23 protein-coding genes and 2 pseudogenes are annotated in these 23,590 nt (G+C 63.2%); 19 read left to right on the forward strand and 6 right to left on the reverse strand.

The window, feature by feature from the left end:
- Positions 1 to 8: 8 nt before the first annotated feature.
- The 3 genes from F6X38_RS23640 (at position 9) to F6X38_RS05320 (ending at position 1,671) form a co-directional block, all read left to right on the forward strand.
- Positions 9 to 1,010, forward strand: a complete 1,002-nt coding sequence (locus F6X38_RS23640) for an eCIS core domain-containing protein (protein ID WP_202617936.1) — start codon at positions 9 to 11, stop codon at positions 1,008 to 1,010.
- Between the two features lie 137 nt (positions 1,011 to 1,147).
- On the forward strand, positions 1,148 to 1,342 hold the full coding sequence (locus F6X38_RS05315; protein WP_150968536.1) for a hypothetical protein: 195 nt from the start codon (positions 1,148 to 1,150) through the stop codon (positions 1,340 to 1,342).
- Complete coding sequence (locus tag F6X38_RS05320) at positions 1,339 to 1,671, forward strand: DUF3572 family protein (RefSeq protein WP_150968538.1); 333 nt, start codon at positions 1,339 to 1,341, stop codon at positions 1,669 to 1,671. Before F6X38_RS05315 ends, F6X38_RS05320 begins: the two co-directional genes overlap by 4 nt.
- On the opposite strand, the gene F6X38_RS05325 is transcribed toward F6X38_RS05320, so the two are convergent.
- A complete protein-coding gene (locus F6X38_RS05325; RefSeq protein WP_150968540.1) occupies positions 1,659 to 1,883 on the reverse strand; it encodes a hypothetical protein in 225 nt (74 codons plus the stop codon). The two genes, F6X38_RS05320 and F6X38_RS05325, sit on opposite strands and share 13 nt — an antisense overlap.
- 191 nt (positions 1,884 to 2,074) lie before the next feature.
- On the opposite strand from F6X38_RS05325, the gene F6X38_RS05330 reads away from it, so the two are divergent.
- On the forward strand, positions 2,075 to 2,551 hold the full coding sequence (locus tag F6X38_RS05330; protein WP_150968542.1) for a hypothetical protein: 477 nt from the start codon (positions 2,075 to 2,077) through the stop codon (positions 2,549 to 2,551).
- A 17-nt stretch (positions 2,552 to 2,568) separates the two neighbouring features.
- On the opposite strand, the gene F6X38_RS05335 is transcribed toward F6X38_RS05330, so the two are convergent.
- A complete protein-coding gene (locus F6X38_RS05335) occupies positions 2,569 to 2,832 on the reverse strand; it encodes a helix-turn-helix domain-containing protein (RefSeq protein WP_150968544.1) in 264 nt (87 codons plus the stop codon).
- Positions 2,832 to 2,960, reverse strand: a pseudogene (locus tag F6X38_RS05340) (DUF2312 domain-containing protein); the annotation flags it as partial. The pseudogene F6X38_RS05340 and the gene F6X38_RS05335, both read right to left, overlap by 1 nt.
- Between F6X38_RS05340 and F6X38_RS05345 the strand changes: the two are divergent.
- The 9 genes from F6X38_RS05345 to F6X38_RS23645 all read left to right on the forward strand — a co-directional run bounded on the left by F6X38_RS05345 (position 2,917) and on the right by F6X38_RS23645 (position 12,010).
- Positions 2,917 to 3,387, forward strand: a complete 471-nt coding sequence (locus tag F6X38_RS05345) for a helix-turn-helix domain-containing protein (RefSeq protein ID WP_246191210.1) — start codon at positions 2,917 to 2,919, stop codon at positions 3,385 to 3,387. The pseudogene F6X38_RS05340 and the gene F6X38_RS05345 overlap by 44 nt on opposite strands.
- Positions 3,384 to 3,845, forward strand: a complete 462-nt coding sequence (locus F6X38_RS05350) for a hypothetical protein (protein WP_150968550.1) — start codon at positions 3,384 to 3,386, stop codon at positions 3,843 to 3,845. Before F6X38_RS05345 ends, F6X38_RS05350 begins: the two co-directional genes overlap by 4 nt.
- Positions 3,842 to 4,177, forward strand: a complete 336-nt coding sequence (locus tag F6X38_RS05355; RefSeq protein ID WP_150968552.1) for a LexA family protein — start codon at positions 3,842 to 3,844, stop codon at positions 4,175 to 4,177. The genes F6X38_RS05350 and F6X38_RS05355 overlap by 4 nt, the downstream gene beginning before the upstream one ends.
- Before the next feature lie 683 nt (positions 4,178 to 4,860).
- A complete protein-coding gene (locus tag F6X38_RS24260) occupies positions 4,861 to 9,117 on the forward strand; it encodes a Hint domain-containing protein (RefSeq protein WP_425482822.1) in 4,257 nt (1,418 codons plus the stop codon).
- Entirely contained in the window at positions 9,114 to 10,109 is a 996-nt protein-coding gene (locus F6X38_RS05385) for a MarR family transcriptional regulator (protein ID WP_150968558.1), read from the forward strand. The genes F6X38_RS24260 and F6X38_RS05385 overlap by 4 nt, the downstream gene beginning before the upstream one ends.
- Positions 10,102 to 10,611 (forward strand): hypothetical protein, encoded by a 510-nt coding sequence (locus F6X38_RS23285; protein ID WP_161992631.1) that lies wholly within the window; start codon positions 10,102 to 10,104, stop codon positions 10,609 to 10,611. The genes F6X38_RS05385 and F6X38_RS23285 overlap by 8 nt, the downstream gene beginning before the upstream one ends.
- Complete coding sequence (locus F6X38_RS05390) at positions 10,608 to 10,994, forward strand: HNH endonuclease (RefSeq protein WP_161992632.1); 387 nt, start codon at positions 10,608 to 10,610, stop codon at positions 10,992 to 10,994. Before F6X38_RS23285 ends, F6X38_RS05390 begins: the two co-directional genes overlap by 4 nt.
- A 62-nt stretch (positions 10,995 to 11,056) precedes the next feature.
- Positions 11,057 to 11,653 carry an RNA-guided endonuclease InsQ/TnpB family protein gene (locus F6X38_RS05395; RefSeq protein ID WP_161992633.1) on the forward strand — a complete coding sequence of 199 codons (597 nt, stop codon included), beginning with the start codon at positions 11,057 to 11,059 and terminating at the stop codon, positions 11,651 to 11,653.
- An 81-nt stretch (positions 11,654 to 11,734) separates the two neighbouring features.
- Positions 11,735 to 12,010: a hypothetical protein gene (locus F6X38_RS23645; protein ID WP_202617944.1), complete on the forward strand. Its 276-nt coding sequence runs from the start codon at positions 11,735 to 11,737 to the stop codon at positions 12,008 to 12,010.
- On the opposite strand, the pseudogene F6X38_RS05400 reads toward F6X38_RS23645, so the two are convergent.
- Together F6X38_RS05400 and F6X38_RS05405 are read right to left on the reverse strand one after the other, a co-directional pair.
- Positions 11,938 to 12,252: pseudogene (locus F6X38_RS05400) on the reverse strand (ATP-binding protein); the annotation flags it as partial. The gene F6X38_RS23645 and the pseudogene F6X38_RS05400 overlap by 73 nt on opposite strands.
- A 232-nt stretch (positions 12,253 to 12,484) precedes the next feature.
- Complete coding sequence (locus F6X38_RS05405) at positions 12,485 to 12,751, reverse strand: helix-turn-helix domain-containing protein (RefSeq protein ID WP_150968564.1); 267 nt, start codon at positions 12,749 to 12,751, stop codon at positions 12,485 to 12,487.
- A gap of 116 nt (positions 12,752 to 12,867) precedes the next feature.
- Here F6X38_RS05405 and F6X38_RS05410 point away from each other — a divergent pair, with 116 nt between their 5' ends.
- Positions 12,868 to 13,269 (forward strand): DUF4373 domain-containing protein, encoded by a 402-nt coding sequence (locus tag F6X38_RS05410; protein WP_150968566.1) that lies wholly within the window; start codon positions 12,868 to 12,870, stop codon positions 13,267 to 13,269.
- Between the two features lie 196 nt (positions 13,270 to 13,465).
- On the opposite strand, the gene F6X38_RS05415 is transcribed toward F6X38_RS05410, so the two are convergent.
- Positions 13,466 to 18,049, reverse strand: a complete 4,584-nt coding sequence (locus F6X38_RS05415; RefSeq protein WP_150968568.1) for a beta strand repeat-containing protein — start codon at positions 18,047 to 18,049, stop codon at positions 13,466 to 13,468.
- Positions 18,050 to 18,351: 302 nt separating this feature from the next.
- On the opposite strand from F6X38_RS05415, the gene F6X38_RS05420 reads away from it, so the two are divergent.
- The 5 genes from F6X38_RS05420 (at position 18,352) to F6X38_RS05440 (ending at position 23,579) form a co-directional block, all read left to right on the forward strand.
- A complete protein-coding gene (locus F6X38_RS05420) occupies positions 18,352 to 18,972 on the forward strand; it encodes a recombinase family protein (RefSeq protein WP_150968570.1) in 621 nt (206 codons plus the stop codon).
- A 258-nt stretch (positions 18,973 to 19,230) separates the two neighbouring features.
- On the forward strand, positions 19,231 to 20,025 hold the full coding sequence (locus F6X38_RS05425; protein WP_150968572.1) for a hypothetical protein: 795 nt from the start codon (positions 19,231 to 19,233) through the stop codon (positions 20,023 to 20,025).
- Between the two features lie 1,236 nt (positions 20,026 to 21,261).
- Complete coding sequence (locus F6X38_RS05430) at positions 21,262 to 21,615, forward strand: hypothetical protein (protein ID WP_150968574.1); 354 nt, start codon at positions 21,262 to 21,264, stop codon at positions 21,613 to 21,615.
- Between the two features lie 97 nt (positions 21,616 to 21,712).
- Positions 21,713 to 22,375: a hypothetical protein gene (locus F6X38_RS05435; RefSeq protein WP_150968576.1), complete on the forward strand. Its 663-nt coding sequence runs from the start codon at positions 21,713 to 21,715 to the stop codon at positions 22,373 to 22,375.
- 4 nt (positions 22,376 to 22,379) lie between these two features.
- Positions 22,380 to 23,579, forward strand: coding sequence for a phage tail sheath family protein (locus F6X38_RS05440; RefSeq protein ID WP_150968578.1), 1,200 nt, complete (start codon positions 22,380 to 22,382; stop codon positions 23,577 to 23,579).
- The last annotated feature ends 11 nt before the right edge of the window (positions 23,580 to 23,590 follow it).

A 23,590-nucleotide genomic window follows, 5' to 3' on the forward strand; every position in this document is an offset into this window, starting at 1 on the left:
TCACATCCATGGCGAGCGAATTGGAGAAGCTTAAGAAAGCAGCGGGTAAGGTAGTGAAGGGCGCTGTTACGATAGTTACAGCGCCAACAAAGGTTGTCATTGATGTAGTTGGGGGTAAGTCGCCGAAAGAGGCGATCGAGAATATCGGCGATAACCCAGTCGCTGAGGCAGCCGGCAAGGTCACGGAGGCAGTGGTTGCTCAGACTACGGCGCCAACAAAGGCGGTGATCGACGTGATCAGCGGCCGTCCGCTAGACGACGTCATCAAGGAGACGATCAGCAGTTCGGTAAGACCGATAACGGCGGGTGTGGACCTTGCTGCTGCGGTTCAGGCATCAATACAGTCGATACCTGTCTCGCTGGCGGCACGGATTGGGGGCGAAGATGCCGCCAGCTTGGTGAGCGATATCACACGCGTGCTGAACCCGCTTCCATCGGAGGCTCAAGCAGGCGTCCTGAGAGGTATTGAGCAGTTTATCGAAACCGGTGACCTGAACGCACTTTCACCATTCGTTGTGCTCATCGCCGGCGAAATCCAGCACGCTCGAAACACACTTTGGGATCTTGCCCACCCAATCGAAGATGGCGTTCTTTCGGTGATGCCAGAAATTATCAGGCCGTATGGCCAACACGTTAGATGCATGGCGTACTCCGCTGTCCCCGGGAACATCAATATTCCATCAGTTGCCTTGAAGCATCTTGGGAAAGCCAACGCTATAACGTTGATCGACGTGATCGTATTTTCTGCAATACCGGACGTGGGAAACCCTGAGGGAAAGAACTTATGGGCACACGAGCTTTGGCATACTAAGCAATATGCCGACCTTGGATTGCAGGGATTTGCGTCTCGATACGTAGCAGAAGAAACCGGCTTTCACCCGAGCGGCAATCCAGTCAATCAGCTTGAGACCGAGGCGGTAGTATTTTCTTGTAAAACCTCATTTATAGACAATCCGGGTTACTGGGAGAGCTGTACCGCTGCTTTGGCATACGCAGGTGAAGCCCGTTAGTCCTGCGAGACTGCGTTTCCCAATAACGTTGGCATCATCCAGCTACCGGAGACGTCACACGAACAAAGCAGGAACAAAATCTCGACCGCTGCGGTTGTTTCCGGCATCATCAGCCGGCGAATCATCAAGGACGCAGGATGTCGAGGCTATCCGAACGGGTTTTCGAGCTGCCGCTCTACGACGACATCGAGGAGAGCGTGCGCAAGGTGCTGCTGCTGTGCGACGACGATCCGGTGGTCGCGGTGCGCGCCCTCATCCTCGGCCAGCGCTCGTTGATGGAAGCCTATGCCGGCAGCGTCTCGACCGGCTACGTCAGAAGGAAGGGGCTATGACCGTGCTGGCGTTTCCGAAACCATCAAGCCGAGCGGCCGTGTCGATCGACGAGGGGGAACGGCTCGGCATCGACGCTCTGGCCTTCGTGGCCAGCCGCGACGAGCTGGTGCGACGCTTCCTCGACGTGACGGGGCTGGAAGCCGGGCAGATCCGGACCGAGGCGCAGAAGCCGACATTTCTCGTCGGCGTCCTCGACTTCCTCTTGGCGAACGAGAACGACGTGATCGAATTCGCCGGCGTCGTGAACCGGGCACCGCGCGAGATCGGGCCGCTGCGGAACACGCTCGCCGTCAGCGTCGGGATGCCGGGTGAGAACTATCCGAGCTGATCGCTGGTCAGCACGTATTCGTACCAGCGGCCATCCGTTGCGCCGATGCGCGAGTGCCCGAGGATGGTCAAGTCGTTGCGCAGTTGCAGGATCTCCATCGGCGACAGGCGCTCGATGGCGAACTGCATGAACCGGCCGACCGGCAGTTTGTGCGTCGCCCGGCGCTGCCCCTCCGCGCATTCGTAGACCTGTACGAAGAGCTGGGTGCGCATCGCTGCAGGATGGCGCGATATGAAAACGGCGCGAGTGCGACTTATCAGCCGCTCTTCAATTCAGCGGTGGAGGATGGTGGCTGCCGCGCGTCGAGCGCCGGCAGGTGCAGATAGTGGTGTGATAGCTGCGGAGGATTCGCCAGACACTATAATGCTCCTACAATCGTCGGATGTGCATCGGGGATTAGATTATGGCTAGCGACGCCAACGACCAACGGTTCCAAAATTTGCGTCGACGATTTCAGGCTGCAGACGAGCGTAGTAAAGCTGCAGAGCGCGAACGGATTGCTGAGGAAGCTGCGCAGGAAGCGCGAGACGAGAACGGGCGAAGGGCTTGGAAGGCGTTTGAGCGCTGCGTGGACGAGGCTGTGCTCTACTTCAATCAGGAAATGCATGGAACGAAGCGCACGCTGGTGTCTTCGTCTCGGAACATTCTAGACCTCACGAACAGCGCCGCTAGGCGCGAGATAACCGTCCAACTTCTTATAGACGGCATGGAGACAAGCGCAGCACTAACCTTCGAACTTGACCGATCAGGGCAAGGGCAAGTCCAGAACGAATTCGGGGCCGTTGATAGCTTGAACCAAAAGTTCGATGGAGCCGCTGTAAACCCAGGCTGGCTGCACACCTTATTCTTCCGCATCATCGAGGATCACGCGGACGCTTGAAATTACGCGAACAGCGATCAGGCCGCCCGACTGATACCGCGTTGCCGGTCGCTGATCTCGCCCTCCGCATCGGCGATCAGTTCGGCCGCCCTGCAATGGAGCCCCTTCGCCAATCCGAGCAGCGTCGAGAACGCGACCCTGTTGGCGCCGGTCTCGTACTTCTGGATCTGCTGGTAGCTCATCTGGACGGAAGAGCCGAGTTGCTCCTGCGTCTGCTTCGCGGCCAGCCGGCGCTTGCGGATCGCGGCGCCGAGGCATTCGTCTTCGAGCTTCTTCGTCATCAGGCCATTCCCAGCGCTTGCATGTAGAGGTCGAGGACCGCGTCCTGTTCGGCGCGCTCGTTTTGATCCTGCTTCCGCATGGCGATGACCTTGCGAAGCACCTTCGTGTCGAAGCCGTTGCCCTTCGCGCTGGTCGAATGGCTGGCGTCCGAGGCGGGCCGCGTCGTCTACACGCCGGACTTGTTCGAGGTCGTCTGGGGCCACCGCGCCGAGGACAAGGTTTCGTCCGTCCTGAAGGTGATGGTCTCGCAGTTGCGCGGGCCGCTCGCGCCGCTCGGCCTGTCGATCGTCTCGCAGTGGGGCAGCGGCTACTACCTCGTGCTGGAAACGCCCGAGGCGGCCGCGGCCCGCCGGACCGACCGCGCGGTGCGCACCGCCGGCGGCGTCCGGACGGTGCCGCAGCTCGGCGACCACGCCCTCGTGAAATCCCTGCAGGCGAAGGGCCTGCCGCTGACTCGGATCGCCGACGAGCTCGGCATCACCTGGCGCGTCCTGTCGATCATCGTCGAGGACCTCGACCGAAGCCAGGCCGCCGGCGCGGAGGCCGTGGCATGATCCGGGTTCTCTGCTCCCGCCTCGAGATCGCGCGGTCCGGCCAGTCGACGCTGAATGCCGCGCTCGAGACCGATCTCCTGCGCTGGCTGTTCGCGCAGCCCGATTTCGACTCGGACGACAATCTGCTGCGGCACTCGCGCGGCCTCGTCGGCAACCTCACCGGTGCGGTCGACCTGCAGGTGAATGTCTTGCCGGACGCGCGCCTCACCTTCGACAGCCGGTTCGGCGGCGCCCGGATCGCGATGGCGAGCCTGTGGACGGCGCGCGGCGGCGAGCGGCCCTTCGTCGGCCTCGCGGTCGATCCGGCCAACGCCGTTCTCGTCGCGACGCTGCGGGCCTACACCGCTCACCTCCTCGGCGCACGACCGGCGAACGACAACGACACCGTCGACCCGGTCGCCGACGCCGCTTCGATCCTGCGGCTTCTCGATGCCGAGGCGGGGAGGATCTCCGCATGACCGGCGCCGCCGCCTTCGACGAGGTGCGGGTGCGCGCCCTCCTCCAGTATCCGGACGACGTGCGCGAGGCCTATCGCCGCCTCGAAGCGGGAGCGGCCCTGGACGTCCGGCGCGGCGGCCTGACACCTCAGCAACTGCGCGTCTTCCGCTTCATCGAGCGCCATGTCGCGGCGCACGGCACTTCGCCGTCGTTCCTCGAAATGCGCGACGCGCTCGACCTGCGGACGAAGTCGAGCGTCCACCGGCTGGTCGAGGCGCTGGAGGAGCGCGGCTTCATTCGCCGGCAGTCCCGCCGCGCCCGCTCGATCGAGATCGTGGCGAGGGCGGCATGACGGCGCCCCTCACCTATCGCGAGTTCCTGGAGGCGAAAGCCGTTGTCGCGCCGACGCTCGGGTTCGAGGTCGATTACCGCGCCTTCCATCCCGAGCTGAAGGACCATCAGCGCGCCATCTGCCGCCGCGCCGTCCAGGCCGGCCGCTACGCGATCTTTTCGGCCTTCGGGCTCGGCAAGACCTGGATGCAGCTCGAGGTCCTGCGGGAAACGCTGGAGCATTGCGCCGACGACGCGATCGCGCTCGTCGTCCTGCCCTACGGTGTGCGCGCCGAGTTCGTTGCAGCGGCGGCGAGCCTCGGTATCCCGGTCCGCTTCATCCGCTCGGCGGCCGAGATCGATCGCTCGACCTGCCGGATCTACCTGACGAACTACGAGACGGTCCGCGACGGCCGGCTCGATCCGGCGCTATTCGCCGCGGTCAGCCTCGACGAGGCGTCGGTCTTACGCTCCTACGGCTCGAAGACCTACCAGACGTTCCTGCCGCTGTTCGACGCCGTGCCGTACCGCTTCGTCGCCACGGCCACGCCGGACCCGAACCGCACGAAGGAGCTGATCCACTACGCCGGCTTCCTCGGCATCATGGATACCGGCCAGGCGCTGACCCGCTGGTTCCAACGCGACAGCGAGCGGGCGAACAACCTGACGCTCTATCCGCACAAGGAGCGGGAATTCTGGCTCTGGGTGAACACCTGGGCGGTGTTCCTGCAACGACCGTCCGACCTCGGCTTCTCGGACGAAGGCTACGATCTGCCGCCGCTCGACGTCCGGTACCATGAGGTCGCGACGCGGCTCTACGACGGCTCGTTCGAGCGCGACGGCCAGGGCATCCTGATCCGCGACGAGGGCACCGATCTCGTCGCCGCGGCGCGCGAGAAGCGCGACACGATCGAGCTTCGGGTCGCCAAGGTCGCCGAACTCGTCGCCGAGGATCCGGCAGCGCACTTCATCCTCTGGCACGACCTCGAGGACGAGCGCCGCGCCATCGACAAGGCGGTGCCGGGCGTCCGGTCCGTCTTCGGCGCGCAGGATCTGGAGCTGCGCGAGGAGATCGTCGCCGACTTCTCGGCCGGCCGGCTCCAGCACATCGGCGCGAAGCCGATCATGCTCGGCTCGGGCACGAACCTGCAGCACCACTGCCACCGCGCCGTGTTCGCCGGCGTCACCGCCAAGTTCAACGACTTCATCCAAGCCATCCACCGGATCCAGCGCTTCGGCCAGACCGCCGACGTCCGGATCGACATCGTCCACACCGACCAGGAGCGCGGCACCGTCGACATCCTGCGGGCGAAGTGGGCGAGCCACGACGAGAAGGCGGCCGTCATGTCCGAGATCATCCGTACCTTCGGGCTCGAACAGCTGAACATGGCGGACGAGATGCGGCGGGCGATCGGCGTCACGCGGCGCGAGGCGTCCGGCGACGGCTGGCGCGTCGCGAACAACGACTGCGTCGACGAGACGAAGGCGATGCCGGACGGCTCGGTCGACCTGATCGTCACCTCGATCCCGTTCGCCAACCATTACGAGTACACGCCGAGCTACAACGACTTCGGCCACACCGAGAACAACGACCACTTCTGGCGGCAGATGGATTTCCTGACGCCGGAGCTGGTGCGGGTGCTGGCGCCCGGCCGGATCGCGGCGCTGCACGTTAAGGACCGGATCCTGTTCGGCAACGTCACCGGCTTCGGCCGGCCGAGCGTCTCGCCGTTCCACGCCGAGGGCATCTTCCACGGCCTGAAACACGGCCTCGTCTACTGCGGCATGATCACGGTCGTCACCGACGTCGTGTTCGAGAACAACGGCACCTACCGCCTGTCCTTCTCCGAGATGCTGAAGGACAGCTCCAAGATGGGCGTCGGCTCGCCCGAATACGTTCTCCTCTTCTTCAAGCCGCAGACCGACCGCTCGAAGGGCTACGCCGACAAACGCGTCGCGAAGGAGCGGGAGGACTATTCGCTCGCCCGCTGGCAGATCGACGCGCACGCCTTCTGGCGTTCGTCGGGCGACCGGATGCTGACGGCCGCCGAGCTGGCGCGGATGCCGACCGACGTCCTCGCCCGCATCTTCCCGAAGGAGACGCTGAAAGGCGTCTACGACTACCGCGAGCACGTCGCCGTCGGCGAGGCGCTCGGCGATCGCGGCGCGCTTCCGACGAAGTTCATGGCGCTGGCGCCGGGCAGCGCCGACCCGGACGTCTGGCACGATGTCGTGCGGATGCGCACACTGAACGGCGAGCAGGCAGCGCGCGGGCGCGAGAAGCATGTATGCCTCGCGCGCGGTTCGCTGGTGCTGACCCGGCGCGGCTATCTCCCGATCGAGACGGTTTCGGTCGGCGACGAGGTTCTGACGCACAAGGGGCGCTGGCGCCGCGTGCTTGTCGCGGCGCGGACCGGCTATTCCCCGGTTGTTGATCTGCGGGCACAGGGCGTTGCCGCGCTGACGCTGACACCCGACCACAAGCTCTGGGCGCGCAAGAGCGACTGGGCTCGCGCTCGCGACGGCGCGCTCCGCGCCCAACCCGACTGGCTTCGCGCGGACGAAACGGTCGGCGGCTACGTCAATCTGAAGCTTCCGCCGGAAGAGGACTGCGACCTCTCCGAACAAGAATGCTGGCTGATCGGGCGCTGGCTGGCCGATGGGCACGTCGGAACGCGAGGCGATTATATCGTCAGTGTCGGACCGGCCAAACTCGCCGAGTTCTTGGAGCGCGCCGGGGAACACGCTGGCTCGCAGTCGATCCGAACGGCCGTACAGGTGCGGCTCAAGAGCTTGTCGCGGTCGATGGCCGCAGCGCTCTCCTATGCCGGCCACGGGGCGGCTGGGAAGCAGGTGCCGGTTCGCCTCCTTTCGCTTCCAACGGCCAAGGCGAAGGCGCTCCTCCAGGGCTACCTCGCCGGCGACGGCCACCTCGTGCCGGAGCGCGGGACGTGGATGGCGACTTCGGTCTCGCGGGCGCTGCTGCTCGGAATGGGGATGCTGGCGCAACGCGTCTTTGGGGCGGTCGCCAATCTGCGTCCTGGCCGGCCGGCAGGAGCGGCGGTCATCGAAGGGCGGACAGTCCAAACCCAGCAGGAGTGGATCCTTTCGTTCGACCACCGCTGGGACGGTCGGCGAAAGACGCCCTTCGTCCTCGAGGATGGGCCCGCTGACCTTTGCGGCCCGGCTGATGGCCCTCGACCGCGTCCTGACGATCCAGGGTGCCTGCAACGAAGCCGCCGACCGGCTCGGCCGGCTGCACATCGACATCCTCAACACCGAGGAAGAGGCGCGCGTCCGCGCGCTGATCGCCGCCGAAACGTGGCCGCAGGGCTGGGACGGCGACGAGCCGACGGCGGACACCCCGCTCGACAGCGTGTTCAGGGACGGCTCGGTGCAGCCGCTGATGCTGTGAACGGATCACCCCTCGTCCGCCATCTGGTTCTCGACAGCGCGACTTGCCGCGCGCTCGCGAAAGTAACTCGCCGTCCGAAAATGCGTAACGGCAGCGATCAATTCTTCCGTTTCAGCGATTGCATCACCGACGGCATGAAGCAGTCTGTCGGCACTAGTTCGCTCCAACAAGTCCAAGTTGTCGTAGTGGATGAAGTTGGCCAGCGGAACGTTCGTGTTCAAGATTGCCGTTCCGTGTTGTTCGAAAGGAATGTCCAGGGCGAAAGTCCATTGGAACCGGGCATTCAAAAGACGATCCCGCGCCTCTCCATCGATCGCAAACAGTCGCTCCCACACGGGATCATGCAGAATTACGCCCACACGATAGAGGTCTGTCGCGTACTGCCTGAAAACGTTGAGTCGCCTGCTTTCCCGCGGAGAAGCATCGAGAAAATCCAAGTTCCGCCGCAAATCTCTCCGCGCGGATCGAAGACGGCCAAGGATAATGCTTATCGCATCAATCGTCGATCGAACTTCCAAAGTCTGCAGCGTCGCGATTTCACGGTTCCATCTGTCTTCGCTTCGCCTTGCATTACCGGCATCGATAAGCTGTTTGATCAGGAAAACGATCGTGGCCGCTCCAGCGACGGAAGCGATTGCGCCAGCCCATTCCCGTCCGCAGGCAATTCCTGGCTCATCCGGCTGACACGCCAGCCGGTGGAAGTCCCAGATTGCTTCTGGAGCCAAGTCAGCAAACTGAAGGAAGAGAGAAATCGCGGGCAGCACACAGATACCCGCGATGAAGGCAGTAAGCGTCCTCAACTCTGCTCACGCCTCTTCCGCCAGCCGCCGCCGCGCCGCCGCCGCGAGGAAGCCCGAGCGGCTCTCGCCGGCCGCCTTCGCTCGTGCATCGATCCGGCCCATCAGCCGCTCGTCCATCGAGATCGTGTAGGGCTTGGAGCGGCCGGGAAGGTCGACTTCCAGCGCTGCGACGATCGCGGCGTCGCCGAACGCTTCGGCGTGCTCGGGATCGGTGCTGACAGCTTCGAAGCTGCGCACAGCTGGAACAGCGATGCCTTCTTCGAACAATCCTTCGACATGGAACGCGAGTGCCTCACGACCGCGCGCCAAGGTGTCGGCGATCGTGTCGCCGCCGCTCGCAACGCCGGGGAAGTCGGGAAAGCTGATGCCGTAAGCACCGGCCTTGCCGTGGATCAGGGCGACGACGTCGACCATTGGTTCACCTCTCATCGTTCGGGGCTGAGATCACCATTCCCAGCCCGCCTGTCGGTAGACCGACCGGAGCGTTCCGATCGGTATTTCGCGGCGGCCCATGTCGAGGGTGACGAGCCGGCCGTCCTTGACGAAGTTGCGGTGGTCGCCCTTGCCCTTCCGCTTGGTCCAGCCCTCGGCGATGAGCCGCTTGGCAATGTCCTTCGGGCTTTCGACTTGTCGCTTCGGGCTCATCGACATCCGCTTTCAATACGTAATATATACGTAAAAACAGCCGATGTTGCAAGGGACGATACGCATATTTTACGCATCACCAGTGGAGCACCACGGCGATGACGAAACGTGCCGGTCCCCGCTACGCGATAATCCCCGCCGATGCCGTCACCGACAAGCGGCTCATCGGCAAGGATGACCTTCGCGCACTCGCGCTGCTCGGCCGCCACATCGACGGCAAGGGCTGGTGCACGCGCACGCAAGGGCGGATGGCGGCCGAGATGGAGATCGCGCGCGGCGCGCTCCAGCGCTCGCTCGGTCGGCTCGTTGATGCGGGCTACGTCGAGGTGCGGCACGAGAAGCGGCGCGACGGTGGGCAGGCGGCGAACAGCTACCGGGTCGTCCTGGATGACGCCGCCCGTGCCGACCAGATCGAGATGTTCTTCGGCGAGGACGACGAGGCGACCCGGAAGGCGCGGCCGGCAAAGCGACCTGCGCCATCCATCGACAAGCACACCCCTGCCTCACCAGTGAGGCACCCCCTGCCTCACCTAGATGAGGCACCCCCTGCCTCACCTGGGAGAGGCACCCATAAGGAACGACCCCTTCAAGAAACGTCCCCCTGCGATACCGCAGCAGCCGCGCGGGAGCCGCTGCGTCCTGCGAACGATCATCCGACTAAAGCCGAACTCGACGCGCTGGAGGACCGTCTCCGCGACGCGGCCGGCCTCGCCATCGACACGGCCTCGCCGAACATGCGGATCCTGTCCGAGCCGCTCGGCTGGCTCGCCGGCGGCTGCGATCTCGATCTCGACATCGTGCCGGTGGTCGCGAGCCTCGCTGCGCGCCACCGCGGCCGGCCGATTCGGTCCTGGGGCTACTTCGGCGATGCCGTGAAGGAGGCGCGCGAACGTCGCCTCGCGGCCGCCCTACCCCGTGCCCCGCCCCGCGCCGGCACCCCCGAGCCGACGAACAGCACCACAGCCACCGCACACGGAAGCCACCATGGGCAGCCTCATCGAACAGCCGCCGAGAAGCGGGTCGCAGGTCTCTCGGCCCTCGCCAGCGCCTTCGCTCGCCGACAGGGCCCAGCAGCTGGCGACGGCGATGGATAGCCGCTGCTTTCGCGACGAACGGGGGTTCTACATCTTCCCGGCCGGCGGCGGCCCTACGGATGTCGAGCGGACCGAGGCGCTTCGGGCGATCGCCGTCCTTCGCGCCGACCTCAACGAGCTCGCCGTCGACGGCGATCCGTCGATCGGCACGGTCGTGATGATGCTGCACGTCGCGATGCACCAGCAGGTTTCGCCGCAGGAGAGCGCTGCCGTCACCGAAGTCTGGACGAAGGCGCTGGTCGGAGTGCCGGCGGCGGCGATCGAGGCGGCCTACGACCGGTTCACGCAGGGCGCGGCGAAGGGCATGTCCCGCAGCTTCATGCCGAAGGTGCCGGAGTTCGCCGGGCTGGCGCGCGACATCGCGGCGGAATGGTCGTTCGCGGCGCGCCGGCTGGAGGTCCTGCTGGGGCGGCCGGTCGAGCAGGCCGAAGAGGCGACACTGTCCCCGGCCGGCGTGGCCAAGCTCGCCGACTGGCGCAAGAAGTTCGGGGGTGCGTTGTGACCCGCCGCCACTTCCCGATGAAGGTGATCCGTGCCGCCCGGCGCCGGGCCGGCGCTCGCTGCGAGGCGGTCGGCACGGACTACGGTCTCTCCGCCGGCATCCGCTGCACCGGCGACTTCGCGCACGGCGTCGAGTTCGACCATGTCGTGCCGGACCAGCTCGGCGGCGAACCGACGCTCGAAAACTGCGCGGCTATCTGCCGTGCCTGCCATCGGTTCAAGACGGACAAGGTCGACGCGCCGCGGATCGCGGAAGCGAAGCGGCGCTGGGACGCTGACAACGGCGTGAAAAAGCCGAGCCGCATGGCCGGCGCGCGCAACTCCCCTTTCAAACGCAAGATCGGCGGCGGCGTCGTGCCTCGCCATGCTCGAGGTGATGCATGATGAACCGACAAGAACATCTCCTCTGCTGCCTGGCAGAGGAGGCGACGGAGGTAGGCCAGCGAGTGTCGAAGGCGCTCCGGTTCGGCGTCGACGAAGTCCAGCCCGGCCAGACCCTCACGAATGCCGAGCGCCTGCATGGCGAACTGCTCGATCTGCTCGCCGTCTGGGACATGCTCGCGGATCTCCGCGTCGTGCCTCGCCCGAACTTCTGGCAGCTGGACTGCGATGCGATCGACGCCAAGCAGGCGAAGGTCGAGAAGTTCATGGCCTACGCGGTCGAGAAGGGCGCGCTTGCCCCGGCTGCTGTTCGCAATATGACGCGATCAGCGAAGGGCACCGTAGAAGAGCCCGGCAAGAACGTCAGGGCAAAATCCGGGCTCAACCGTTCCATTCAGGATGCCGCCTTCGGCCGGCTCCGAGAACTACTCCGTTACAAGGCCGAAAGAGCCGGTGGGGAGTTGATTGAGGTCGATCCGCGTTACACGAGCCAGACGTGTTCGGTCTGCGGTGTAATCGACGCGGCCTCGCGGCAATCGCAATCGCAGTTCCTATGCGTGGGCTGCGGTCACAATGTGAATGCCGACTTCAATGCTTCGCTGAACATTGCAAGGCTTGGGGGCGTGATCGTCCCCAGCGCACTTAATCTCAGGAGTGTTTGAGATGTGCGCAGAAAGATCGCCTGAAGATCAGGTTGAGAGATCACCCACCCCGGCCCGATCCGCTCTCAGGGGAGAGGCAGCATGACCCAAACCCAACCGATCGATCCCAACGGCCAGGGCGTCGGACTGGACGAGGTGCTGAGCGTGCTGGACGAGATCGCATCCCGCGCCAGTGACGTGGCGAAGCCGGGAATGCGACTTGTCCTCAACGCGCACTGCGTTCAGGCCCGCGACCTCGCCGCTCGCCTCCGCGCCGCCGGCCTCCAGCCCGCTATCCCGGCCGAAGCGTCGCCGAACACGCTCGGCCATTCTCCAAACGGCAGGTTCGTCGTCACGATCACCGAGGTGCGCTCGTAGAGCCGGCTGATCAGGTGGAACAGCATCTGCCCGCTGGCCCGCGGGAACGGCAGGTAGCCCAGCTCGTCGAGGATCACGAGATCGGTGCGCGCCAGCTACGTCGCCAAGCGTCCGGTCTTGCCGGCCCGCGCTTCCGCCTCCAGCTGGTTGACGAGATCGACCGTGTTGAAGAAGCGCACTCGTGCTTCCCGTTCGCGCACGCAGTTTGCGCCGATGGCAATCGCCAGATACGTTTTGCCCGAGAGCGACCGTTCAGCTTCCGGTTCGCGGCCAACACCGAACGCAAGAAACCCATCTACGATCGCTACGCCTTCGATCTTATGAAGATGCTGGCGACTCGCTACGGCTACCTTAAGGATGGCGACGAGCATCACTTCTACAGGCTGGCGACGGACGCCTGACGAGGCCGTTCTACTCGGTCAGTTCCTGCATCGTCTGAATTCCTCGGATTGAGGAAGACCGTCCTGAACGCACCTACGATGCCGGCTTCGATGGACCCGGCCTAATCGTCTTCGGCGGAAGCTCGCTTGGTTCTGGTCGACGGAACAGATCAGCGAAGTCGACCGCTAACGCGGCGCACAAGCGATCCACCAGATCGATCGTCGGGTTCACGACCTGACGTTCGATGTTACCGACATAGGCGCGGTCGACGCCCGCATCGGCGGCCAGCTTGTCTTGTGCGAGCCCTCGTTCGACCCGCAGCTTGCGAAGATTCCACGCCAGAAGCTCGCGTCCGTTCATCGGCGAACGCGACCATTCGTCTGTTTATAGTTCCACTGGCAACAGACAGAGGAACTGGGGTATCATTCTTCTGCAGTCCACGATTCGACCGCCTCCCTTCCGAGGCTGCCGTCCGCATGGGTCTGTTCTCGCTCTTCTCCCGCAAATCGAAGGCTTCCACCGGCTCACCTCCAACCAGCGCCGTCGAGCGGTGGAAGGACGATGTCTACGCCCTCTTCGCGTCTGCGTATGGGTTGGAAAAGGAAGACGTGGAGGAGTTCGTGGACGAGGCCGTTCAGCAGGGTCAGACGAAGCGCAAGCATCGGATCGAGACTGCGAACGCGCGTTTTCTTCGAGGGATTGGCTTCCGCGATGTCGGAGGGCGCAATCAGACGTGGTTGGATGAGGATGGCCGCGAACTCGTGCTGCACGACGTTCGATTGGACGAACTGACCTTCCGCATCAAGAATCAACGCGGCGGCCGAAGCCGCATCAAGCTCGATCCAGTCGGGCAGATGGTGGAATACCTACCGGGTTAGTTTCATCGAACGCCCCATAGGGTCCTCGTTGCGTGAGGCATCGGCGCGAAATCGGTCGATATGTTCGATCGTGGCCTTTGTCTGAGAAGTCAATTTCGCGGCGAACGGATCGCAGTCAACTCAAACATATCCTTGATGTGCGAAGGGCGGCCCTTGCAGGCCGCCCTTACTGCATTGAGATTATCGCTCGAAACGATCAGACCAGCGTGTCGTGATGGATGAACTGGAAGTTGTCGCTGGTGAGGGCATTGGGGGCGATGCCCTTTAGCAGGATGGTGTCGCCGGCGGCGAGGCTGATCAGCGTGTCGGCACCACTCTTCGTGATCTTGCCTGTAAGGTCGGCGAAGCTTGAGGCGTAGCTGTCGTCGATCCGCAGGACGTCGTGGTTGGCACCGCCGCCCGCCTGGAAGCCCGACACGGTGTCCTTACCGAAGCCCTTGTCGAAGGCAAAGGCGTCCGCCCCGCCCTTCAGCGCCGTGAACACGTCCGCCACACCCACATGCGAGACCAGCACCTGGCCCGCTGCCTTGGCGAACTGCGCATGGCTCCCGTCTGCCGCCATCTGATCGATGGAAAGCAGCTTGTTGCCCGCCGAGTAGATGCTGTCCTGCTCGACGTAAGCCTTGTTCTGAACGTTCAGCAGCTTCTCCACCCGACTCCCGTCGGCTTCCCGCAGCGTTGCGCTCGTTTCCACGCCGCTGTCGCGGTCGTAGCGGTGCGTCTCGCTCGAACCGTCCGCGCTGATCGCCTGCGTGCGAACCAGCGTGTTGTCGCCGTCGGTGAGCTTCTCCGCCGTCAGCCGGCCCTTGGCGTCGTAGTCGCGCACCTGCATGTCGCCGTTCGCCTTCCATTCCGTCACGGTGTGGCTGCCGTCGGCCGCAAAGACATCGCTGAAGACGTGCTTGCCGTTCGCGTCGTAGCGGTCGATCGAGACCGGCTTGTTAGTCTTGGCGTCGTAGACCGCCTCCTCGCGGGCGTAAGCCTTGCCGGTGACGGCGAAGTGCTTCTCCTCGCGCACCCCGTCGTGCACCGCGTATTCGGTGATCTTGGTCACCCCGTCCGCCGCGTAGCCTGCCGCCTTCAGCGCGCCGTCGGGGGCGACCAGCACGCTCTTCCGCAGCGTTCCATCGGCAAGGTAGAGGTCGGAGTGCTTGCCGGCCGCGTCCGTCGTCTCGACGCTCAGCGTATAGGTGCCGACCACCTTCGCCAGCACCGCGGCATAGTCGCCGAGCGCCGTATCCAGCGCCGCCTTCGAGCCGAAGGCGAGGTTCATGCCGTCGGTGATGAACACCGCCGCCAGCCCAGCAGTCGCGGCATAGGTCGAGAGCTTCGCCGCTAGCCCCGCACCCGTGCCGATCTCGACTACCACCGACTCGGAGGCCGGGCCGGTGATGGTGCCGTCGTTCACCTTGGCGGTGATCTTCAGTTCCGCGGTGGTCGCGCCAGCCGGCAGCTTCAGCTCGGACAGCGTCGCGCTGAAGCGGCCGTTGTTGTCGACCGTGACCGAGCCAAGCTTCACCGCACCGTTGTAGATGTCGACCGTCTTGCCGGCCGCCGCCTGCCCGTCCAGCGTCAACGCCACGCCGCCCGTGCCACCCGCCGCAGCACCGGACAAGACAACCTTCGGTGCGTCGTAGACCGTCGAAGGCGTGAACTTGCCCGTCGCCAGATCGAGCACGCCGTCCTTGAAGCGGATGAACTCCATGTTCACCAGCAAGTCCGTCCCGTCGCCGGCGCTCGTGCCATTGCCCTGCAGCTGGAACGATACATCACCCGGCTTGCCGCTGAGCGTGTAGTTCACGTAGTTGCCGTCGTAGACCGCCGTGTCGTTGCCGTCGCCGCCGTAGAGCGCGTCGTTGCTGCCGGCGCCCTTGAATGTGTCGTTGCCCGTGCCGCCGAAGAAGGTGTCGCCCTTTGCGCCGCCGGTGACCGCGTTGCCGACGTCGGACGTGTAGATCGCCGCGGCGCGCTGCCCTTCCAGCGCCTTGGTCAGATCGAGCGAGCTTGCGCCCTTGATCGTCAGGCTGACGGGGGAGGTGTCGTAGCCGCCTTCGTCGTAGAATACGATCCGGTCGAAGCTCTGCAGCTGCGACGCCGTGGCAGTGATACCTCCAGCCGCCTCAAGCACTTCGACATTCGAGATCGTCAGGTTGGAGATGTCGCTGAGGCCGTTCCAGCCGAGCACGTCACGATCGGCGCCGCCATCGACCATGCCGCCGGTGATGCCGGAACCAAGAGTGATCTGGTCGTTACCGGTGCCGCCATCGATCGCGGCCTCGCCACCGAAGTCGAAGATCGTATCGTTGCCAGCGCCGCCGTTCAGCACGTCGTTCGCCGTTTCGGACTGCGACCAGTCGCTGCCCAGCGTGTCGTTGCCCGCGCCACCGTTTAGCGTGTCGCTGCCCGCACGGCCGTAGAGATAGTCGTCCTTCGCCCCACCAGTGATCGTGTTGCCGGCGTCGGACGCAAAGACGTAGGCGCCCCGCTGTCCATCCAACGCCTTCGTCAGGTCGAGTTCGCCCGCACCTTTGAGCGTCAACGTGACGTCGTAGCCGTCGTAACCACCCTCGTCGTAGTAGACGATCCGGTCGAAGCCCTGCAGTTGCGCCGCCGTCGCCGTGATGGTGCCAGCTGTTTCCAGCACCTCGACGTTCTTGATCATCAGGTTGGAGATGTCGCTGAGGCCGTTCCAGCCGAGCACGTCACGGTCGGCACCGCCGTCTACCATGCCGCCAGTAATGCCGGAACCGAGGTAGATGTGATCGTTACCGGTGCCGCCGTCGATCGCCGCCTTGCCGGCATAGTCGTAGATCGTGTCGTCGCCAGCGCCGCCGTTCAAGGTGTCGTTGCCGGATGCACCGTTGAGTAAGTCGTTTCCCGCGCCACCGTTCAGCGTATCCCCCGTCAGGGCGTTGATGCTGGAGACCGAACCGATGAGCGTATCGTTGCCGTCGCCGCCGTTCAGCGTGTCGCTGCCCGTGCCGCCATAGAGATGGTCGTCCTTCGCCCCGCCGGTGATCGTGTTGCCGGCGTCGGACGCATAGACGTAGGCTCCCCGTTGGCCCTCCAGCGCCTTGGTAAGGTCGAGTGTGCCGGCATCCTTGATCGTCAGGCTGACATCATAGCCCTCGTAGCCGCCCTCGTCATAGTAGACGATCCGATCGAATCCCTGCAGCTGCTTGACCGTCGCGGTGATGCCGCCGGCCGCTTCCAGCACCTCGACGTTCGAGATCGTCAGCTTGGAGATGTCGTTGACGCCATTCCATTGTAGGACGTCGCGATCAGCGCCGCCGTCCACCGTGCCGCCGGTAATGCCGGAACCGAGATAGATGTGGTCGTTGCCGGCACCGCCATTAATGGCAGCCTTGCCGCCGTAGTCGGTGATCGTGTCGTCGCCGGCCCCGCCGTTCAGCGTGTCGTTCGCGGTCTCGCTGGTGTCGAGCTGGCCGTAGAGCGTGTCGTTGCCGTCGCCGCCGTTCAGCGTATCCGCCTTTGCGCCGCCATAGAGATCGTCGTCTATCGCGCCGCCGGTGATCGTGTTGCCCGCATCGGACGCGTAGACATAAGCGGCGCGTTGACCCTCCAACGCCTTGGTCAGATCGAGGGAGCCCGCACCCTTCAGTGTCAACGTGACGTCGTAACCGTCGTAGCCACCCTCGTCGTAGTAGACGATCCGATTGAAACCCTGCAGTTGCGCCGCCGTGGCAGTGATGCCTCCGGCCGCCTCCAAAACCTCGACGTTCTTGATCGTCAGGTTGGAGATGTCGCTCAGGCCATTCCAGCTCAGCACGTCGCGATCCGCACCGCCGTCCACCGTGCCGCCAGTAATTGCATTACCGAGATAGACGCGGTCGTTGCCAGCACCGCCGTTGACCGCGGCCTTGCCGCCGTAGTCAAAGATCCTGTCGTCGCCGGCCCCGCCGTTCAAAACGTCGTCCGCCGTGTCGTTCGAGCCGACTATGTAACTCTGCAGCTCGTCGTTACCCGCCCCACCGTTCAGCGTGTCAGCGCCGGCTCCGCCGTAGAGGTGGTCGTCCTTCGCCCCGCCGGTGATCGTGTTGCCGTCGTCGGACGCGTAGACATACGCCCCCCGCTTGCCCTCCAGCGCCTTCGTCAGGTTAAGAGCGCCGCTACCGCTGAGCCGCAGGGAAACGTCCGATGCTTCGGCGCTGCCGTCGTCGTAGGTTACGATGCGGCTGAAGGCCGTGAACTGCGCCGCCGTGCCGGTGAAGCTTGCAGTCCTGGTTTCAAGAACCTCGACGTTCTTGATCGTCAGGCTGGAAATGTCGTCGAGGCCGTTCCAGCTTAGGACGTCGCGATCCGCGCCACCGTCCACCGTGCCGCCCGTGACCCCGTAATCGAGATAGATGCGATCGTTGCCGGTGCCTCCGTCGATGGCGACCTTGCCGCCGTAGTCGAAGATCGTATCGTTCCCCGCGCCACCATTCAGGACGTCGTCCGCCGTGTCGCTCGAGCCGACACCATAGCTCTGCAATTCGTCGTTCCCCGCGCCGCCATTCAGCGTGTCCGCGGCAGCCCCGCCGAGCAGCACGTCGTCCTTCGCCCCACCGGTGATCGTGTTGCCCTCATCCGATGCGTAGACGAAAGCCCCGCGCTTGCCCTCCAGCGCCTTCGTCAGATCGAGCGTGCCTCCATCCGACACTTGAACGAACACAGCGCCCGTCGGATCATCCGCCGAGACACGGATGACGTCGTAGCTCTGCAGTTCGGCGGACGTGCCGCTGCTGAACTCGCCGTTGGTATCGAGGATTTTCGCCATTACGATGCCCCTAGCTGACGCATTCCCTGAGCCAACAGACCCCCCAAAGGCCTGCGACCAATTGCTCGCTGAGCAGTCTGTTAGCTGAAGCTAGGCGGCGCGTGCAACGTATTTCTTACCCAACGTTAACCTGCTGCGCTGGTTTTACCTTATCCCCATGCTTCGAGCATGGGCCAATTGCCATCTCAATGGTGCAGTTTGGTTATGCCCTTAGAGAACCACACTTCTGTTGGTTCACAAACCCGTTTGACGAATCAAAATAAACCGACGTAGTATGAACCATCCCAACCAAACCGATGGTCATGCTCGCCCGCCTCTACCTTCGCGCCAGTACCGATGAACAGGACGCCGACCGCGCCCGCACTCAACTCGAAGCCTTCGCCGATGAACGGGGACTGCGGATCGCTGGAACGTATCGTGAGAACGAGAGCGGGGCGAAGCTCGCACGCCCTGAACTGTTCCGTCTTCTGTCCGACAGCCGTCCAGGGGACATTCTTCTTATCGAACAGGTCGACCGCTTATCCCGTTTGACCACCGGGGATTGGACGAAACTCCGTGCCGAACTGGATGCTCGTCAGGTGCGGGTGGTCGCCCTCGATCTTCCGACGTCGTGGATGCTCGCCGCGTCCGCGGACGGGTTCACCGATCGCATCTTCCACACGATGAACGCCATGCTTCTTGACGTCCTCGCCGCAGTCGCCCGGAAAGACTACGAGGACCGCCGTCGTCGCCAAGCGCAGGGACAAGCGAAGGCGAAGCAGGAAGGTCGGTATAAAGGACGCCCCGAAGACGTGAAGCGAAATGCGTCTATTGCCGCGATGCTGTCTAAGAAGTTGTCCTGGACACAGATACAAAGCGCGACAGGGTGTAGCCGTACGACTATTGCCAAGATCGCGAAACGATCAATTCCTTCAATCTGCTGATTACAATTGTTGATATACTCGCCGACGCGAGATGATTTGATCCAAGTTACCAGCACGTAATTTTGGAAACGACAATGCTCAGCGATCGAATTATTCGGTACCTTCCAGATTACATAGGGCGTAAGCTATTTTTCGAAGGATTTATGGATCAAACTCGGCGCCCTCCAGAATTTTATGAGATTTCATTCATCACGTCTCAATCGGAAGTACGGGCGTATTCTGTTCACATCAAGTGTCCTCATCGCCGGAGTACTAATGGTGTTCGAGTATTGGTGGTTCAGTCTCCCCGTACCAAAAGAATGGGAGACGCTGACTACCGGACTGCTTGCTGTTGTGGCGGCTTACGCCACCATTTATCAGATGCGCATCAGTGACAAACGAAACGACGATCGCCATTTGGAATTGATCGCACTCCAATTTATGCCAGTTCATAAGAAGATGCTTGAAGCTGTCGATACTGTAAAAAATTTTGACGAGAACAAGATCGTATTTACCGAATTTGCAATCAAAGATTGGAATTATTTCGACACAGACAATGAAACAGATCAGTCGCCACTTGACGACACTTTCAGGACGTTTCCAAGTCCACGGTATTCGCGAATGGCAAGCAGCATTCGATCAGCTTTCGAGGAAATGCGAGACGTCGAACAAGCTATGAGGAGTGTTGCGGTAAAATCGTCGTTGGAATTTCTCGATCGAGTTGCTGAGGCGCGCTACAGGCGATGTGTCGATGCGTTCGCTGAAGCGCAGAAGCACGAATACGATATTTTCGTAGAACTGTCCGAGGGACGGCAACATATCCGCGTAATGAACGAACAACAATTTCATCATATGGCGGATTCAGTTTTAGGCGCAATGCGAGAAGGTTGCAGCAAATTTCTGCACTTTAGGTCAATGCTGATTTATTCATACAATGCTTACCCAGCATCCAAGACCTTCTACCCGCAAAGTTGGCAGCATAGCCGCTCATCGGAAAGGAATTTCCCTCGTCCTATCGACAGCATAGATGACTGGTATATCGTGAATGATCACGGCCGCATCGGCGAAGGCTAGGGTAGAGAGATTTTTAGCCTCCCCCGATGGCTCCGCAACGTCCATGCCCTTCGTTAAATCACAGATCACGATCGCCTCAACCATAGCGTAGTTACTCAGACGACAGTCGTTACCAATGTCGAAAATGATGAAATCACTGTCCAGCCACGCTGCTACGGGCGGACGGTTGTCGCAGATCGACGTCAAGTTGTTGCTGTTGGTCGCACCTCAGTACAAATCAGATCAAGCTATGCGTACCCTTTCTGGAAATTATTGCATATGAGGAACGGTAGGAAGGCATCTTGCAGAACCAAGCGGTAGCGGGCTCTTGCCGCCAGTTCTTTTTACATGTTCCCGCGCGCCCTCTCGACTCGCGATACAGGAAGAGATACAAAATGAAGGCAGAGGCACTTTCTTAAGTGTAATAGAATCAGTCATTTACGTATCTTGTTTTTCAGAGCGGAATCTCCCCCTTTCCGCCACGTATTATCCTTAAAGTATTGTTTTCACTTCCGGTGAAGTGGGCTGTTTTATCCTCACTTCCCCCCGCATTCGCGGTCCGCACTGTTGGCGAAAGGTCACTGCTGTTCGCTGACTTGGTGGGAAGGTTGTGTAGCGGGCAGAAACAGATGGCATTGCCGGCGACATCAAATGGCAAGGACTCCGAAGGCGCTCGCAGCCTTCGAACCACCGTTGAAACGACTGCGACACGCACCGAACTGGTACCCGCCTGCTCGCGGGTTGGACCAAGCCGGATAGAGAGCGCATCGCGAAATCCATCTGGATGCGAGCGAACGTATCCTGCCGATCGGCGACAAACGGCATCCTCTCACCAGAACGCCTCGGAGATTGTCGCGACCTTCGGCAGGTTGACGGTCCGGTACCGCGGGACGCCTGGTGGTGGATGCAGTCCTCGCGTCGGCATGACCGAGGTGATGTACTGCCTGCTGGCGGAAAGAGTTCGGCGGTCTCGAGTTCGACCGAGGTAAGGCGCTCGACGGATCTGGAGAACGAGAACCAGCAGCCTCGCCAAGCAGCGGCGGATTCAACCTCGAAGAGCTTGAGCCTCAACGAGGGGCACGGGAAAATTGGGGGAAGGGTTGGATGCTCCTCCCCATCCGGACGAAGACGCTAGCGGTCCAAACCTTCCCGGCGTCGCCGTGTCCAGCGATCTCGACGATCACGGCGTGAACGGGCGCCTCCATCGGCCTGTGTCCGGCACGGAGCGCTCGAAGGCGGCGCTCTTGGAATGGCCGGGTGGCGGGATCAACTGCCATCGACCTCGCTGCAATCCGGCAGTTCTGCGTTGCCAACTCGGCCAGCACCGCCGGCAGTATCGTGCATCCGATCCCGGACACAATCGGTCGCGGCGCTTCCTGCACCTTGATCCGTTACGCTGCCGGCGATGCGATCACATCTTTTGCCTACCGCAGCGTCATTATCGACCTTCGCCCCGTGAAGCTGAGCAACGAGGACGGCGGTGACGACTTCATCATCATTATCGGCGCAGGCCGTCTATGGCTCGCTCCGAATGTTGTTGAAGAACCCTGGATTCGATGCAATCGTCAGGGTAGCAATACAATGTGCGTTCGATTCGTATTTAGCGACTGAGCTGATTGGTTGCCCTTAGCCTTTCGCGAAGAAGGGGCAGGTTCGAGACGATTCCCAGGACAAGGACGGCAGCTTTCCAGCGCAAGCGGAGGGTGTTGTGGCGCAGGCGGCAGACAGCGTTACGCGGGGTCTCAAGGCTTGGATCGAAGCCCGCTTCGGCGAGGCCGATGTCGCGGTCGGCTCGACGGAAGTTGACGCGGGCCGGGCGGGGATTCGGCTCGTACTCATCGGTCTTGGCATCGATTCCTCCGACCGGCGTGCGACGACGCTGCTCCTCTCCTACAAGATCACGATCGAGACGGCCGATCCGCTGGAGCTGCACCGCCTGGCGAGCGAGGTCGCCTTCGGGCTGAGCGAGCTTCCGCTTCTGGTCCTGGAGGGCGGTCAGGGCGTGCCGCTCGACCTCAAGCCCGTGAGCGACGGCGAGCCGCCGGCGCTCGTCCTGACGGCGCGTCTCGCGCGCGCCCGCCGCGTACCGGCGGGTCCGGCGGTGCTGAAGCCAATGATCCTCGAGGTGTCGGATGTCGGTGCGGTCGAGGGGATGGTCGCCACCTGCGAAGGCTCGCCGATCAGCGACGCCTTGATCGAAATTCCGTCGCTGGAACTGCGTCAGAGAAGTCGCCCGGACGGCAGCTTTCGCTTTTCCGGCCTGCCCGGGCTGGGCTCCTTTACCGTGATCGCCCGCAAGAGCCTCGCGGAGGCGCGAGCGAACGCGCGACCAGGCGAGCGCCTCACCCTCACCCTAGCCGTGAAGGACTAAGCTCATGCCGAACTATCTGAGCCCCGGCGTATACATCGAGGAAACGGACACTGGCGCGCGGCCGATCGAGGCGGTGGGCACTTCGGTCGCGGGCTTCGTGGGAACCGCGCCCGATGTCGCCGCGGGGCTGAACGACGCGGTGGCGATCAACAACTTCTCCGAATTCGTGCGCATCTTCGCCAAAGGCGGAACGCAGGCGGGAGCGCCGCCGCTCGCGGCCGGCAATCACCTGGCCAATGCCGTCTACGGGTTCTTCCTGAACGGCGGCCCGCGTTGCTACGTCGTCAACAGTCCCGCCGACCAGCCGATCGGCACGCCCGGCAAGGATGTCGACCTCCTCGGCAGCATCGACGAGATCGCGCTGATCGCCGCGCCCGGCCGCACCGATGCGGCGAGCTACGAGGCGCTCATCGCATCCGCCGAACGGCTCGGCGACCGGGTGGCGATCCTCGATGGGCCGGCGCGGGCCGAGGACGTCGAGCAGATGACGCGGGCGGTCGTCGTCGGCGACGAGGGCGGCAAGGGAAGGAAGTCGGGTCTGCGCCCGCGCGACTCGCAGCGTGGCTTCGGCGCCGTCTACTTCCCCTGGATCAAAGGGCAGGACGCGCTCGCCGGCGCCGAACTCGTCGCCATTCCGCCGTCCGGCCACATCGCCGGGGTCTGTGCCCGGATGGACCTGCAGCGCGGCGTCCACAAGGCCCCGGCCAACACCGCGATCTACGGCGCGCTGGGGCTGACGCAGACGATCGGCCGAGCCGAGCAGAACGTGCTGAACCCGGCCGGCGTTAACGTGATTCGCTCGTTCGCCCGCGAGGGCGTGCTCGTCTGGGGGGCGCGCACGATCGCGCCGTCGGCGAGCAACTGGCGCTACCTCAACGTCCGCCGGCTTGCCAGCATGATCGAGGAATCGATCGAGCGAAGCATGCGCTGGGTGGTCTTCGAGCCGAACGACCGGACGCTCTGGAAAAGCATACGGCGCGACATCGGGGCGTTCCTGACGACCCTCTGGCGACAGGGCGCCCTCATGGGCGCGACGCCGGAGCAGGCCTTCTTCGTCAAATGCGACGAGGAAACCAATCCGCCGGAGGAGATCGACGCCGGGCGGGTGACGACGCTGGTCGGCATCGCTCCGGTCAAGCCGGCCGAGTTCGTGATCTTCCGGATCGGCCAGACGGCCGCCGGCGCGACGGTCGAACAGGTTTGAGCGAGGGGAGG

The organism is Plantimonas leprariae (assembly GCF_008802405.1).
Classification (GTDB): domain Bacteria; phylum Pseudomonadota; class Alphaproteobacteria; order Rhizobiales; family Rhizobiaceae; genus Plantimonas; species Plantimonas leprariae.